Origin of the sequence: Fodinicurvata sediminis DSM 21159 (genome assembly GCF_000420625.1) — a bacterium.
Taxonomy (GTDB): domain Bacteria; phylum Pseudomonadota; class Alphaproteobacteria; order Kiloniellales; family DSM-21159; genus Fodinicurvata; species Fodinicurvata sediminis.
In genome coordinates, this window is record NZ_ATVH01000018.1 from 97,254 (window position 1) to 111,945 (window position 14,692).

Consider the following 14,692-nt stretch of genomic DNA (forward strand, 5'->3'; position numbering starts at 1 on the left):
CCTCCTTCAACGAGAGGGGAAGCAGCAATCTATGGGTTGGCAGCTGATCTATCTGTGATATATTAGATGGAAGGTCAAACGGAAACTAAGGAGATTCACGTCATGATGCCAGAACGCCAGGCGCGTTTCCGCGAGGAATACCGCAGCCGTATTGCAAGTTGGTACAATGGCCCTCTACATGTTGCCGTCATCTACGGTATCGGCATTTCGGCCATGGTTCTCTATATCTCCAATATACAGAACGTTCAGTGGTGGGAATGGCTGGCCGTACCGGCCGTCTTCCTGTTCTGTAATTTTTTCGAGTGGTTCCTGCACCGCCACATCATGCATCGCCCACAGAAGAACAAGCTTCTCCGCGCGGTCTACACGCGTCATACCCTGATGCATCACCAGTTCTTCACGGACGAGGAGATGCGTTTCGATGGGTCTCGTGACTGGCGTGTGACCTTCTTCCCGCCCTATGCCCTGGCGGTCTTCATCTTGATGACAATTCCTGGGGCTCTGCTGTTGGGCTGGATCTTTTCGCCCAATGTCGGTTGGCTGACCATGTGCACCACGACCAGCATGTACATGATCTATGAGTTCATGCACTTTTGCTGCCATGTGGACGAGAATGCCTTCGTGCGCAACATGCCTCTCGTCAACACACTGCGCCGTCATCATACGGCGCATCATAACCAGTCGATCATGATGGAAAGGAACATGAACCTGACGTTCCCGATCATGGACTGGCTGTTCGGGACTTCGGACCTGGACCGTGGGTTGATTGGCCATCTTTTCAATGGCTATAGCGACAAGCACGTGAAAACGAACATGCGCAAGACTTCACGGACTCCTGGTCGCAAGCCGGATGGAGTTGAAGCGACAGCCTGACCCGGCTGCGGCTTCGGAAACATAAATGGCGGGCAATATGAGCGCCCGCCATTTTTGTGCTTGCCTCAGGCGTTCAAGCTCGCGAGCTTTGCCGCTCATGGAAGATGTTGGCCTGCAAACGAAACAAGATCGATTGAGATGAATACAGTTCGTTACGGCCTGTTCATCATGCCGGGCTTCGACCTCGTGAGCTTCTCCGTCTGTTGCGAGGCACTACGGCTTGCAAATGAGGTGGCCCAGCAGCGTCTCTATGGCTGGGAGGTCGTAACGGCAAGTGGACAGTCTGTCGAAAGCGCCAGTCGAATCGCTGTATCAGGACGCTCCCTTGCCGGGGAATCCACGGGATATGATCGCCTGGTTCTCTTCGCTGGCAGTCAGGGGACATCCTACAACAATCGAAATGTCCTGGATTGGCTGCGTCAGCTTTCCCGGCGTGGGTGCCAGATGGGCGGGGTGGATGCAGGCGTATGGATTCTTGCACGTGCGGGCCTGCTTGGCGGGTATCGTTTTGCGCTTGGCGGCGGCTATCATCTGGCCTTTCGGGAAACCTTCGATCTTGTGCCCGAGCCAGCACACCCCTTCGTGCTGGATCGCGAACGCCTGACCTGGTCCGGAGGTGGCAGTGCCTTCGAGGCGATGTTTGAACAGCTGCGCCAGGATCATGGTCGCAGTCTGTCCAGTAGTGTGGCCCGCCGCAGCCGATATCCTGTTCTGCCGGAGGCGCCGGAGCCGGAAAGTACGGCCTTGCCCGAAAAACTGGCGGCTTGTCTGGAAGTCATGAAGCAAAACATTGAAGAACCACTCTCAAGCGCGGATTTGGCTGAGACAGTAGGTCTGTCGGTCCGCCACCTGGAGCGGTTGTTTCACAGTACCTTCCAGACGGCGCCCCAAAAGGTCTATCGCTCGATACGCCTTCAGGAGGCACGACGGCTGGTTCACTTCACTGATCTTTCGATTACCGAAATCTCGATTGCTACTGGCTTTGATTCCTGCTCGCATTTTGCGCGCTGCTTCCGCAGCGAATTCGAGATGACCCCTTCCAGTTGGCGCCGGCACCACAAGGGACAGCAGATAGAGGTGCAGGGCGCCTTATAAGGATGAGGCGACGCGTTTGGGGGTGGTCCCATCATCCTGCGGTTCCTGGACCATGCGCTCTGCAGGCAGGATCACCCGCACCGTTGTGCCCTGTTCGGGTTTGCTTTCAATTTCCATTCTTCCACCATGCAGTTCGATCAGGCTCTTCGTGAGGGGCAGTCCAAGTCCCGTGCCCTCGTATCCGCGGCTGCTGGTCGAAAGGGCCTGGTAGAAAGGCTGCAGAACCTTCTCAAGGTCTTCGCGCGCGATCCCGATTCCGGTATCCTTGATGATGAAGGCCACTCCCTCGTCCAATTCGTGCAGGCTTGCATGCACACGTCCACCTTGTGGTGTGAACTTTACGGCATTGGACAGCAGGTTGAGCAGGATTTGAAGCAACCTGACACTGTCGCCACGAAAGAGCAGTTCCTCTGCCGGCAAGGTGTGTTCCAGGGTAACCTGTTGTTGCCGGGCACGTGGTCCGACCATGGTGATCGCACGAACCAGCAGGTCGTTCAGTACGACCGTTTCATCACCGATCTCCAGCTTTCCGGCTTCGGCTTTGGACATATCCAGGATCTGATTGATGACCTGGAGTAGATGCTGGCCGCTATTGTGGATGTCCGTGGCATAGACCTTGTAGCGCGCAACCGGGATTTCGCCGAAAACTTCGTTCTGGATGATATCGGAAAAGCCTATGATCGCATTCAGGGGTGTACGTAATTCGTGACTCATCATGGCCAGGAATTCGGATTTTGCGATGCTGGCGTGTTCGGCCGCACGATTGGCCTGCTCCAGCTCAAATTCCCGATACTTGAGTTCCGTGATGTCGGTGGCAAAACCCGCAATGGCACCGCTTGCAGTCCGTTTCTTGAGGATGCGGAACCAGCGGCCGCTTGGATAGAGACTGTCGCTCGGCCGGCCGTCAGCTACTTTGTGAAGCTTGAGCCGGTTTGCAATTTCCCGGTCGGCTTCTATCGGTGACAATTCCTCACTCAGGGTGAAGCGCAGGAGGTCTTCATAGTAGACAGGCCGCGGCAGTTTGGAGAAAGCCTCATCATGGACCTCCTCATAGGCCTTGTTCCAGGCCAGCAACCGGTTGTCATGGTCGTAGAGCGCAAAGGGGCTGGGCGTGATATCCAGTGCTTCACGAAGATTCTGAAGTTCCTTTCGGACGTCCCGATTCTGCTGTTCTTCGTATGCGATGCTTCGTTCGAGGTCATGTTTGCGTTGGGCAAGGCGGACATGGAGCGCCAGCAGCGCCAGCATGCAGGCTGTTGCCAAGGCCAACAGTATTGTCTGTATTGTCTGCGAGTTCAAAGCGTTGGGCAGGAAGCTGGCGCCCAAAATGAGGAGAATTGCGCCGCCGCCAAGGACAAGCGGCAGTATGAAGTCATTGTGATGATGTGCGAACTCGTCCTGATTCTTCACATCGGATCCTGATAGGCGCCACTGCAACGCCCTATAGTCTATCGGTTGGCTCTTAAAAAGGTGTGAAAATTCTAGCCTCGAGAGAAAAACGTCACAATATCTGCCTGCTTGGCGGGGTGCCGTCCTTCAGCGAAGGCACCCCGCCCGTTCAATCAGGCAGCTGAAAGAGCGTCCTCGGCGCGCAGCTTTTCGTAGACTTTGTCAACCGCCTTGCGGGTGTTGTCCACGATCTCGTCGACCTCGTTCCGAGTGATGATCAACGGCGGGGCAAAGCCCAGGATATCGCCATGCGGCATGGCCCGGGCGATGATCCCGTTTTCCAGACAGGCGCCCGACAGGGTAGGACCGGCCTTGAGCGAGGGGTCAAGCGGCTGCTTCTTGTCCTTGTCTGCCACCAGCTCCAGGGCTGCCAGCAGGCCTACGCCACGCACTTCACCGACCAGTGGATGGTCGTCGAAGGCTTCATGCATGCGTTGCTGGAAATAGGCTCCGGTGCGCTCCGCATTGCCTGTCAGGTCTTCACCGTCGACAATGTCCAGGTTGGCGTTCGCTGCAGCCGCGCAGATCGGGTGTGCGGAATAGGTCCAGCCGTGCCCGATGGCGCCCATCTGGTCGGAGCCCTGCTCCAGGACCTTCCAGACCTTCTCGCCGACGATGACGCCGGAGATCGGCAGGTAACCGCTGGACAGGCCTTTGGCGACAGTGATCAGGTCGGGCTTCATGTCGTATTTCTGGGACCCAAAGTAGGCTCCGGTGCGTCCGAAACCGGTCACCACCTCGTCGGCAATCAACAGGACATCGTATTTGTCCAGGACCGCCTGGATTTCCTGCCAGTAGCCTTCGGGTGGGGGCACGATGCCGCCGGTGCCGAGAACCGGCTCCCCGATGAAGGCGGCGACGGTATCCGGGCCCTCCTGTAGGATCATCTCTTCCAGTTCTGCAGCACAGCGGCGCGAGAAGGCACGCTCGTCCTCGCCATCCTCTCCTTGCCAGTAGTGATGCGGGGTGCGGGTGTGCAGGATGGGGGAGCGTGGCAGGTCGAAAGCCTTGTGAAAGAGCTCCAGCCCCGTCAGGCTGCCGGTCATGACGCCCGAGCCGTGATATCCGCGCCAACGCGAGATGATCTTCTTCTTCTCGGGACGTCCCAGAATGTTGTTGTAATACCAGACCAGCTTGATCTGGGTTTCATTGGCATCCGAACCCGACATGCCGTAGTAGACGCGGCTCATGCCTTCCGGAGCCTTGCGGATAATGCGCTCGGACAAGCGGATCGCGGGCTCGTTCCCGTGCCCTGCATAGCTGTGATAATAGGCCAGCTTGCTGGCCTGCTCGGCAATCGCATCCGCGATTTCCTGCCGGCCATAGCCCACGTTGACACAATAGAGCCCGGCGAAGGCGTCCAGGCTGCGCTTGCCCTCAGTGTCCTCGATATAGACGCCTTGTCCGCCGGAGATGATGCGGTTCGGGCTCTCCCCGTCGGCGTGCTGGCGCATGTGGGTCGAGGGATGGAAGAAATGTGCGCGATCGAGTTCCTGCAATTCAGGTGTGGGATTGTTGCGCATGGTCTTTCCTTTCTCTTTCTTGTCGGTTGTCGCAGGCGTTCGGAGTCACACCGAACTGCAGACGTACTGGATCTCGGTGAATTCCTCCATTCCATGGCGGCTGCCCTCCCGGCCCAGGCCGGATTGTTTCATGCCGCCGAAGGGAATGGGCGCGCCGGTCATCTTCACGCGGTTCACGGCCACCATGCCGTACTCGAGCTGGCTGGTGATGCGCTTCACGCGCCCGTGATCCTGCGTATAAAGGTAGGCGGCAAGTCCGTATTCCGTATCGTTCGCACGATGCACCACTTCCTCTTCACTTGCAAAGGAACTGACGGCCGCAACAGGACCGAAGGTTTCCTCGCGATAGATCTTCATCTCAGGCGTGACATCAGCAAGCAGAGTTGGCTGGAAGAACAATCCGCCTCTTTCGTGCAGGCTCCCTCCAGCCAGGAGGCGGGCGCCCTTGGACACTGCGTCGTCCACGTGCTCCTGGCACTTGGCGACGGCCTTCTCGTTCATCAGGGGACCAAGGTCTACATTGGCCTCCAGACCGTTTCCTGTCTTCTGAGCAGAGACGGCTTCGGCATAGGACTTCAGGAAGGGCTCATAGATGTCCTGATGGACGTAAATGCGGTTGGCGGCCAGGCAATCCTGTCCCGTGGTTGCGAACTTGGCTGCCAGGGCCCCCGAGATGGCTTGGTCCATCGAGATATCCGGGAAGAGGATGAAAGGGGCATGGCCGCCCAGCTCCATTGACATGCGCTTGACGGTGGACGCGCCCTGAGCCAGCAGCTTGCGCCCGACTTCCGTTGAGCCCGTGAAAGACAGAGCACGAACCCTGGAATCACGATTGAATTCTCCAACGATGGCTTCCGGGTCTCCTGTCAGGACAGAGAAGAGTCCGGCCGGCAGACCGGCCCGCTCGGCCAATTCAGCAAGGGCAAGTGCAGAGAAAGGGGTTTCCGTGGCGGGCCGGACAACCACGGGGCAACCAGCCGCAAGTGCAGCTGCAGCCTTGCGCGTGATCATGGCGGCCGGAAAGTTCCAGGGCGTGACCGCTGCCACGACTCCGATGGGTTGGCGTCGAATCTCCATATCGCAGTCCGGGAGGTGCGGCGTTATGGTCTCCACGTTGATGCGACGGGTCTCTTCAGCATACCAGTGTAGGAAAGAGGCAGCATAGTCGATCTCACCACGGGACTCGGTGAGTGGCTTGCCCTGCTCGAGTGTCATCAGGATAGCGAGATCCTCGCGGTTCTCGTGCATCAACTCGTACCAACGATACAGGATGGCGCTGCGATCCTGGGGCAGGCGCTCTTTCCAGGCCGAAAAGGACGCTTGTGCAGCGTCGATCGCCTGGCCGGCTTCGCCTGCGCCCAAGGAAGGAACGCTGCCGATATAGCTCTGGTCAGCGGGGTTGGTGACGGCCAGAACCTTGCCGTTGGATGCCGAACACCACTTGCCGTCGATATAGGCCTGCTCGCGAAACAGACGGGCATCGCGCAGAAGTGGCAGGACCGAAGTCTGCTGGAATTTTTCCTGTGTCAGCATGCTGTGCACTCCCTAACTGCTTGAGGGCGCGTCCGAAAGGTTTCGCCCTATCGGAACGGCGCCGGGCTCTCGAGGTCTGCACCTGCCTGCCGGATATCGACAGGTGGAATGTGCAGGTCCACAATCGAGGGTGACGCTAACAGGGAAGGCGGGGAGAGGGTTTTTGAACTTGTCCGGTCAGCTAGAGAGTCTATCGCCCGAAGCCCAGAATCTCAGGAGAGTTTCTCTTCCGATTTCAGGCTGCCGCTCATCAGGGCCGTCAGTGGAAGTTCGCGACTTTCCTTGATGGGCTTGGTCACGATGTAGGTGAAATAACGGTCGATTCCGATGTCGAGGGTCAGCAGGCGATCAATCAGGCGCTGATAATGATCGATATCACGCGCAATGACTTTCAGCAGATAATCTATACCCCCACCTGTTGCATAGCATTCGAGAACCTCCTCCGTTTCCTGCATTGTCTGCTCAAAATGCTTGAAGTCGGCTTGCTGGTGACGATGCAGGGTGATTTCGGTCAGAACCAGCGTGAAACGTGCAAGCTGGGTCAGATCAAGACTGGCGTGATAACCCGCTATGATGCCCTTTTTCTCCAGCCGCCTGAGGCGCTCCCAGCAAGGCGTGGCCGAGAGATTCACCATCTCGGCAAGCTTCAGTTTTGTTATGCGCCCTTCACGCTGCAGGGCGGAGAGAATTCTGATGTCGGTCTCGTCGAGTTTCATGGAGCCCAGCATGTCGGGATTTGCAAGACGTCAAGAAGGCTTCAAATAAAGAACGCCCCGACTGTCATCAAGAAACAAGCCGGGGCGTTCAGTTCCGGATATTCGGAAGTTCAGAAAGACGTCAGTTGGCGCCCATCTTCTCTTCCGTCTCGGCAATCTCGGAGCGCAGCTTGTTCACCACCTCCTCGGCATTGCCGCCGACTTCGTTGATATAGAACTGATCCAGTTCCTTGGCACGCTCGGCAAAGGCCTCACGCTCATCAGCAGTAAGTTCAATGAACTCAATGTCGTCTGCTGCTTCCTTGATGTTTTCGCGGCTGGCATCGTTCAGCTTCTTCTGTTCTTCATAGATGAAGTCCGTCAGTTCCGAACGAACTTCCATCAGCATATCCTGACGGTCTTCGGACAGACCACTCCAGAAATCCGCATTGGCCACGACCGTTGTGGTGTACTCCTGCTCGCCAGTCCAGATGAGGTAGTCGGTCACCTCGTAGAACTTGGCGCTTTCGATGAAGAAGATCGGATTGACCTGTGCATCGATCGTGTTGAGCTGAAGGCCACTATAAACCTCGCCCCAGGGCAGGGCCACCGGATCAGCGCCGAAGGTGTCATAGGCTTCGACCAGCAATGGCGAGGTCATGACGCGGAACTTCACGCCGCTCAGGTCCTCCGGAGTGCGAACTTCCTTCTTGGTGGTCCAGACCATCTCGCCTTCCGGATAGATGTCAAACAGCTTCAGCCCCTTGCTTTCGAAGTCGTCCGAAAGCTCACCATAGAGGGCTTCACTGTTGCTGAGAACTTCCTTGTTCACATCCTCGTTTTCCGAAAGCAGGTAGGGAATCAGGAGGACCTGAATTTCCGGTACGAAGCTTCCGAGATGCCCCGGTGAGGCGTTGGAGAACTGGACGGCTCCATTCGCGGTCAGTTCGGTGATGTCGTTTTCGTTGCCCAACTGACCGTAGGTGTAGATCGTGACGGTGACGTCGCCGTCCGTCTTTTCTTCGATCAGGCGCTTGAATTCCTCGGCGTAGATATCCTGGACGTCGCCATCACTTTCCTCGTGGGCGAACTTCCATTCCTCGGCAGCCAAAGAACCGGCTGCAAACATGACGGAAGCTGCTGTTGTAACAGCGAGCAACGCTTTCCTGTGCATCTCCTGTGCCTCCTAGATTTTATCTGTAAAAACCTCACGCACCGCCAGGCTGAAGACAGCCCTACGCTGCGCAGGTCGGACTCAAACTACAATTGCCAGGAAAAGAGTTGATTGCATATTGAAACGTGTCAATAAAAGTATTGTCCTAGATCAATCCGACAAGGTGAGGAAAATGACATGGACTCCGAACCTGGAGCGCTTGCATCCGGGAGTTCCAAAGCACAAAGCGTTGGCCGAGGCGATTGTCTCGGACATCGACAAGGGGCTTCTGAACAGCGGGGATCGCATGCCGACACACCGGGCCTTGGCGCAGCGCCTGAAGGTAAGTGTTCAAACCGTCAGTGCTGCCTATCGTGAAGCGGAACGCCTGGGCTACCTGCAGGGGGAGGTCGGGCGCGGCACCTTCGTTCGTACCCGCCTGACCGAGGGCGCCGGCTCCTATATGCTGGACAATCGCCCTCAGGGTCTGGTCGACCTTTCCATAGTTCGCGCCGCCTACGGATTCGAGCAGGAGAAGGCGTCGCGTCAGATTTTCAGTGAGCTGTCCGAGAGTGAGAATGCAGCCTGGATGCGAGCCTGCAGGCCTGTGGCCGGTAGTGAATGGCATCGCAATGTTGGCAGGAAATGGCTATCGAGCCACGGACTGGAAGTTCCGGGCGAGCGGCTGGTCATAACAAACGGAGGCTCGCAGGGGCTTTTTCTCGCCCTGAGTTCGATCATCCAAAGAGACGACGTTGTCCTGACAGAAAGTCTGACGGATCACGGCGTGATTGGCTGTGCAAATGTACTGGGGTTCACCCTCAGGGGGCTGCCCACGGATGAACAGGGCATCATACCGGAGGCCCTGGATGATTATTGCCGCCATACAAAGGTGCGCGCGTTGGTTTGCACGCCCACCTACAGCAATCCGACAGGTGCCCTGGCTGGTATGCAGCGTCGCAGGAAGCTTGCAGAGGTGGCGGCACATCATGGAGTCTACGTGATCGAGGACGAAGTTTATCGCCCCCTTTGTCCTGACGCCTTGCCAGCTATAGCCAGCTTCATTCCCGAGTTGGCATTCTATTGCACGAGCTTCACGAAATCCGTTCTGACCGGACTTCGCTGCGGTTATCTGGTTGTGCCAACGTCCCTGACGTTGCGGGTTGCCAGTATCCTCAGGGTGACTGGCTGGATGGCCACCCCCCTGCTGGCGGAGATCGCCTCGCGCTGGGTTGAGGACGGAACTGCCATGCATCTTGTAGATGTGCAAAGGCGCGAAATGAGGGCCCGTCAGCAACTGGTCATGAAAACTTTGGGCGAACAGGTAATCCGCGCCCCCCATAACTGGCTTGCTGCCTGGGTTTCGGTGCCTGATTACTGGTCGGAGGAAGCGCTGCTTCAGGCGCTTCGGGAACGGGGAGTGGCCGTCACTATTTCAGATCCCTTCATGACGTTTGGCGCGCACCGGCCGAATGCCATACGAATCTGCCTGGGTGGCCAGATAGACAGAACACGTCTGGAGGCGGCTCTGGAGGTTATCCGCGACACCTTTCAAAGATATCCGGCCATCAACGCCACAGGATTTCTCTCCTGAATTGTGTCAGGACAATATAATGATTGAATCGCTTTAAAATAAGAAGGCATGCTGTCCCGCGATAAAAGCCGCATGAAATGACCAAGAGCGCTGGTCGTTCGGAAATTGCGGAACTTGAGGGCAACAGGGAAAAACAGGGAACTCATGTCGGAAAATGCGCCTGCCGGAAGATCGGCCGCAATCCGCTGTCTGACTTCTATCGACAGTGGGATAGCCTTTGTGGAGCGCCAGATATTGGCGATCTCGGTCATGCTTATGGCGATCAACACCGTTGCCAATGTCATCGCCAGGATTGGCTTCAGCTCCAGCCTGTTCTTTGCTGAAGAATTCAATCAGTTTCTGATCGTTCTGGTCACCTTCGTGGGAGCCAGCACGGCCGCGCGCTATGGGCGCCATATCCGCATGTCAGCAATCACGGACATTCTTCCTGAGAAACCCCGCAAGGTGATGATGACGATCATAGCCATCGTGACGGCGGCTCTTCTGTTCGCCCTGATGGTATTCTCGATCAGTTATCTGCTGAGCCTCTACGAATCAAATCGGCTGACGCCGTCGCTGCGCCTCCCTGTCTATATCATCTACAGTTTCGTGCCGCTGGGATTGTTCCTTACGGCCATACAGTATGTCTTTGCGGCGGCCGCTAACATCCTGAGCCCCGGTGTTCATCTTTCCTATACCGTCAAGGACGTTGAGTCTGACGGTCAGTCATCGATGTAAGGGGGCGCATCATGGAAGTTACCATTCTCGCTGTCATGATCGGGTTGCTCCTACTGGGCTTTCCCATGATGGTTCCGTTGCTGGCCGCCGTTTTCGTTGGCTTCTTCATCTTCATTCCCTCGCTCAATCCCACGATCATCGTTCAGCAGATGATCAGTGGTATCAGCCCGGTGGCCCTGATCGCGGTGCCGATGTTCATTTTCGCGGCGGATATCGTCACGAAGGGTCATACTGCCGATCGGCTGCTTGACCTGGCCATGTCCTTTGTCGGTCATGTGCGCGGCGGTCTGGCCATCACAACAGCACTGGGCTGTACAATGTTTGGTGCTGTCTCCGGGTCCACTCAGGCGACCGTGGTTGCCATGGGCAGCCCCTTGCGGCCCAAGATGCTGGATGCCGGCTACAAGGACAGTTTCACGCTGGCCCTGATCATCAATGCCAGTGATATTGCCTTCCTGATTCCGCCATCGATCGGCATGATCGTCTATGGCGTGGTGGCTAAGACCTCCATTGGCGAACTGTTCCTGGCCGGGGTCGTCCCTGGACTCATGATTCTGGCGATGTTCTCTGTTTTCTGCTGGATCTATGCCAGGGTCAATAATATCCCGACTCAGCCCAAGGCAAGCTGGAGCGAACGTATTCGCATTGCCAAACGGGCCGGGCTGGCAGCCTTCTTCCCGATCCTGATCATCGGCGGCATTTATGCCGGCTTATTCAGTCCGACTGAAGTGGCGGCCATTGCCGTGCTCTATGCCTTTATTCTGGAGGTTTTCATCTTCCGGGCGGTGAAGCTTTCGGAAGTTCCCTCGATTGCCTTTTCCACGGGTATGATCACGGCTGTTGTCTTCATTCTGGTCGGAGCGGGTGCCGCTTTCTCATGGGTTATCTCCTTTGCCCAGGTGCCGCAGGCCGTCATCGGCGGACTGGGCCTGGAGGGTGCCGGACCTACGATGACGCTGATCGCGATCACGATCGCCTATTTCATCGGTTGCATGTTCGTGGATCCGATCGTGGTCATCCTGGTCCTGACCCCGATTTTTGCACCGCTGGTTGCCGCAGCTGGCCTGGATCCGGTGCATGTGGGAACGCTGGTCACCCTTCAGGTGGCGATCGGATCTGCAACGCCGCCCTTTGGCTGCGATATCTTCACGGCCATGGCTGTGTTCCGGCGACCCTACATGGACGTGATTCGTGGAACACCGCCATTCATCTTCATTCTTGTTTTGGCAGCAGCGCTTCTGATTGCCTTCCCGCAGATTGCGCTCTTCCTGCCGACGCTCGCACTGAGATGAATGGGTGGCACGGGGAAATCGCGACGCTGAGGACAGCTCCGTCTAGCGGGGATGGGACACGCCGTGCTCGCATAGGCTTGTTGGCTCTGGCCACGGACCTGGCCAGCGAGGCCGACCTGCCGCATCTGCTGCCCTCGGACGCGGATGTCTATGCAGCACGCCTCGATTATCGCAATCCGGTGACGGTTGAGTCGCTTCGGGCCATGGCCGGCTCGATTGAAACGGAAACCGCCAAACTACTCCCCGGTGGTGAACTGGATGCGGTGATCTATGGCTGCACTTCCGGAACCGCGGCGATTGGTGAAAGTGAAATCGCACGCCTGATTCACCAGGTGCGTCCCGGGATTGCCGTGACCACTCCACTGGGTGCTTGTCGTGAGGCTTTGCGAAGTCTGAAGGCGCGTCGCGTCGCGGTCCTGACTCCCTACACGCCCGAAATCACAAGGTCCGTAGTCGCTCAGGTGGAAGCTTTTGGTTGCAGCGTCACCAATGTGGCCTGTTTTGACCTTGAGAGCGATTACGATATGGCCGCACTTTCTCCGGAAACCCTGCTTGACGGGGGCAGGCAGGTGCTTGACGCAAGCGCCGATGCCTTGTTTGTCTCTTGCACTGCGCTGCGTGCGTCCGAGTTCGTGGCTCTTCTCGAAAGTCGGCTGGAGCGACCGGTGGTGGCCAGCAACCAGGCACTGGCTTGGCATGCTGTCCGGCTGATGGGACGCGATGATGCTGTGACGGGTGCCGGGCGCTTGATGCAAATGCCTTTGCCTGGGGACACTGCATGATGGAGTATGGAATCAGCCTGGCGGACATTGAACGAGCGCGGAACAGAATTGCGGGTACTGTGACGCGAACTGCCCTAAATCCCTCTCTGGCGCTTGAACGGCAGGCGGCTGTGCCCGTTCACCTGAAACTGGAACACACGCAGATCACCGGAAGCTTCAAGCTGCGCGGTGCCGCCAATGCGATCGCCAGCCTATCAGATGAACAACGCTCAAAAGGTGTGGTTGCGGTTTCAACAGGCAACCACGGCCGCGCTGTTGCCCATGCCGCAAGAGTGGCCGGCGTCAGGGCTGCGATCTGTCTGTCCGAACTGGTTCCACGCAACAAGGTCGCGGCCATCGAGGACCTGGGGGCAGACCTGCACATTAGCGGGCGTAGCCAGGATGAGGCCGAGCAGGAGGTTTTGCGCCTCGAGCGCGAGGGCATGACCTACATTTCGCCGTTTGATAACGCCGACGTGATTGCAGGGCAGGGGACCTTGGGCCTGGAGATACTCGAGGAGATGCCCGAAGTCGAAACCGTTGTTGTGCCTCTTTCTGGTGGAGGCCTTCTGTCGGGAATCGCACTGGCAATGAAGGCCCACCGTCCGGACATTCGCCTGGTTGGCGTGACCATGTCCAGGGGGGCGGCAATGTATGAGAGTCTGAAGGCCGGGCAGCCGATCGAGGTTGAGGAGGTTGAAAGCCTTGCCGATTCCCTGGGTGGGGGAATCGGGCTCAACAATCGCTACACCTTTGCGATTGTGCGTGATCTTGTGGAGAGCTGCCTGCTGGTCGAGGAGGAAGAGCTGGCTGCGGCCATCCGTTTTGCCTATCAGGAAGAGCAGCAGGTGCTGGAGGGGGGTGCTGCGGCTGGCATTGCTGCGCTTCTTAGCGGTCGGCTAAAGCCGCAGGGTCCCACCTTGGTTGTTCTGAGTGGACGTAACCTGGATATGGACCAGCATCGCCGCCTGGTTTGTGAGGAGGATGGTGAAACTCAGGAGGGTAAGGATGCCTGAGATATCGATCCTGAGTGAAAGCGATCTGCGCACGCTGGTGCCGCTCGATGCAGAAGCTGTGGACTGTGTCGAGGAGGCTTTCTTACGTCTGGCAGGGGCGGGTGTTGTCATGCCGCCTGTCATGCGCCTTGATATCGAGGACGCCAATGGCGAGGTCGACGTCAAGACCGCCTATGTGCCGGGCCTCGACTCCTTTGCCATCAAGATGAGTCCGGGCTTCTTCGACAATCCAAAGCTTGGCTTGCCGAGCCTGAATGGCCTGATGGTCGTGTTTTCCGCTCGAACGGGAGTGGTGGAGGCCCTGTTGCTGGACAACGGGTACCTGACGGATGTGCGTACGGCCGCCGCTGGCGCGGTTGCTGCCCGGCATCTGGCTCCCCGCAATGCCACACAGGCCAGCATTCTTGGGGCAGGCATTCAGGCAAGACTGCAACTGAAGGCCCTGACACTGGAAAGACCTGTTCGTCATGTCAGTATCTGGGCACGGCATACGGAAAGCGCGGCAGAGTTCGCTGAATGGGCGAGAGATGAGCTGCAGCTCGAGGCGGAGGTATGCGAAACGGCCAGACAGGTTGTCGAACAGGGTGAGATCATCGTCACGACGACGCCAAGCCGCGAACCATTGATCGAATCGGGATGGTTGAAGCCCGGTCAGCATGTGACGGCCATGGGCTCTGATTCCGAGCACAAGAATGAAATTGCGCCAAACGTACTTCTGGAAGTGGATCGCTATGTCTGCGATCGTCAAAGCCAGTGCGCCCTGATGGGGGAGCTTCACCATGCGCTGAGGGAAGGGATAGTTCCTGAAAGCAAGGTATTTCCGGAACTTGGTGCCATTGTTGCAGGTGGCGAGCGAGGACGGGAGAGTGACGGTCAAATTACATTATGTGACCTGACCGGTACCGGAGTTCAGGATACTGCCATTGCCACCCTGGCTCGCAGGCGTGCGGCTGCAACAGAACTGGGGGCGAGTTTTTCTTCATGAATCCTG

The 14,692-nt window shown here is 57.5% G+C and carries 13 protein-coding genes; 8 read left to right on the plus strand and 5 right to left on the minus strand.

The window, feature by feature from the left end; all coding sequences use genetic code 11:
* Window positions 1-102 precede the first annotated feature (102 nt).
* Both G502_RS0115635 and G502_RS0115640 read left to right on the plus strand, forming a co-directional pair.
* Window positions 103-873 (plus strand): sterol desaturase family protein, encoded by a 771-nt coding sequence (locus G502_RS0115635; protein ID WP_022729621.1) that lies wholly within the window; start codon window positions 103-105, stop codon window positions 871-873.
* Between the two features lie 138 nt (window positions 874-1,011).
* Complete coding sequence (locus tag G502_RS0115640) at window positions 1,012-1,968, plus strand: GlxA family transcriptional regulator (protein ID WP_022729622.1); 957 nt, start codon at window positions 1,012-1,014, stop codon at window positions 1,966-1,968.
* On the opposite strand, the gene G502_RS20685 is transcribed toward G502_RS0115640, so the two are convergent.
* From G502_RS20685 to G502_RS0115665, 5 genes are all read right to left on the minus strand, one after another.
* Window positions 1,963-3,378 carry a sensor histidine kinase gene (locus G502_RS20685; protein ID WP_022729623.1) on the minus strand — a complete coding sequence of 472 codons (1,416 nt, stop codon included), beginning with the start codon at window positions 3,376-3,378 and terminating at the stop codon, window positions 1,963-1,965. The two genes, G502_RS0115640 and G502_RS20685, sit on opposite strands and share 6 nt — an antisense overlap.
* A gap of 152 nt (window positions 3,379-3,530) precedes the next feature.
* Window positions 3,531-4,940: an aspartate aminotransferase family protein gene (locus tag G502_RS0115650; RefSeq protein WP_022729624.1), complete on the minus strand. Its 1,410-nt coding sequence runs from the start codon at window positions 4,938-4,940 to the stop codon at window positions 3,531-3,533.
* Between the two features lie 45 nt (window positions 4,941-4,985).
* Complete coding sequence (locus G502_RS0115655) at window positions 4,986-6,473, minus strand: NAD-dependent succinate-semialdehyde dehydrogenase (RefSeq protein WP_022729625.1); 1,488 nt, start codon at window positions 6,471-6,473, stop codon at window positions 4,986-4,988.
* Between the two features lie 212 nt (window positions 6,474-6,685).
* Window positions 6,686-7,201 (minus strand): Lrp/AsnC family transcriptional regulator, encoded by a 516-nt coding sequence (locus G502_RS0115660; RefSeq protein WP_022729626.1) that lies wholly within the window; start codon window positions 7,199-7,201, stop codon window positions 6,686-6,688.
* A gap of 109 nt (window positions 7,202-7,310) precedes the next feature.
* The gene (locus tag G502_RS0115665) at window positions 7,311-8,297 is read right to left on the minus strand and encodes a TRAP transporter substrate-binding protein (protein WP_245560779.1); all 987 of its coding nucleotides are present in this window, start codon (window positions 8,295-8,297) and stop codon (window positions 7,311-7,313) included.
* 217 nt (window positions 8,298-8,514) lie between these two features.
* Here G502_RS0115665 and ehuR point away from each other — a divergent pair, with 217 nt between their 5' ends.
* The 6 genes from ehuR (at window position 8,515) to G502_RS0115695 (ending at window position 14,686) form a co-directional block, all read left to right on the plus strand.
* Entirely contained in the window at window positions 8,515-9,915 is a 1,401-nt protein-coding gene (ehuR, locus tag G502_RS0115670) for a MocR-like ectoine utilization transcription factor EhuR (RefSeq protein ID WP_022729628.1), read from the plus strand.
* A gap of 219 nt (window positions 9,916-10,134) precedes the next feature.
* Window positions 10,135-10,632, plus strand: coding sequence for a TRAP transporter small permease (locus G502_RS0115675; RefSeq protein ID WP_245560780.1), 498 nt, complete (start codon window positions 10,135-10,137; stop codon window positions 10,630-10,632).
* Window positions 10,633-10,643: 11 nt separating this feature from the next.
* The gene (locus G502_RS0115680) at window positions 10,644-11,924 is read left to right on the plus strand and encodes a TRAP transporter large permease (protein WP_022729630.1); all 1,281 of its coding nucleotides are present in this window, start codon (window positions 10,644-10,646) and stop codon (window positions 11,922-11,924) included.
* Between the two features lie 80 nt (window positions 11,925-12,004).
* Window positions 12,005-12,706: a maleate cis-trans isomerase family protein gene (locus G502_RS20690; protein WP_155957877.1), complete on the plus strand. Its 702-nt coding sequence runs from the start codon at window positions 12,005-12,007 to the stop codon at window positions 12,704-12,706.
* Window positions 12,703-13,701: a hydroxyectoine utilization dehydratase EutB gene (eutB, locus tag G502_RS0115690; protein WP_022729632.1), complete on the plus strand. Its 999-nt coding sequence runs from the start codon at window positions 12,703-12,705 to the stop codon at window positions 13,699-13,701. Before G502_RS20690 ends, eutB begins: the two co-directional genes overlap by 4 nt.
* A complete protein-coding gene (locus G502_RS0115695; RefSeq protein ID WP_022729633.1) occupies window positions 13,694-14,686 on the plus strand; it encodes a cyclodeaminase in 993 nt (330 codons plus the stop codon). The genes eutB and G502_RS0115695 overlap by 8 nt, the downstream gene beginning before the upstream one ends.
* Window positions 14,687-14,692: the final 6 nt, after the last annotated feature.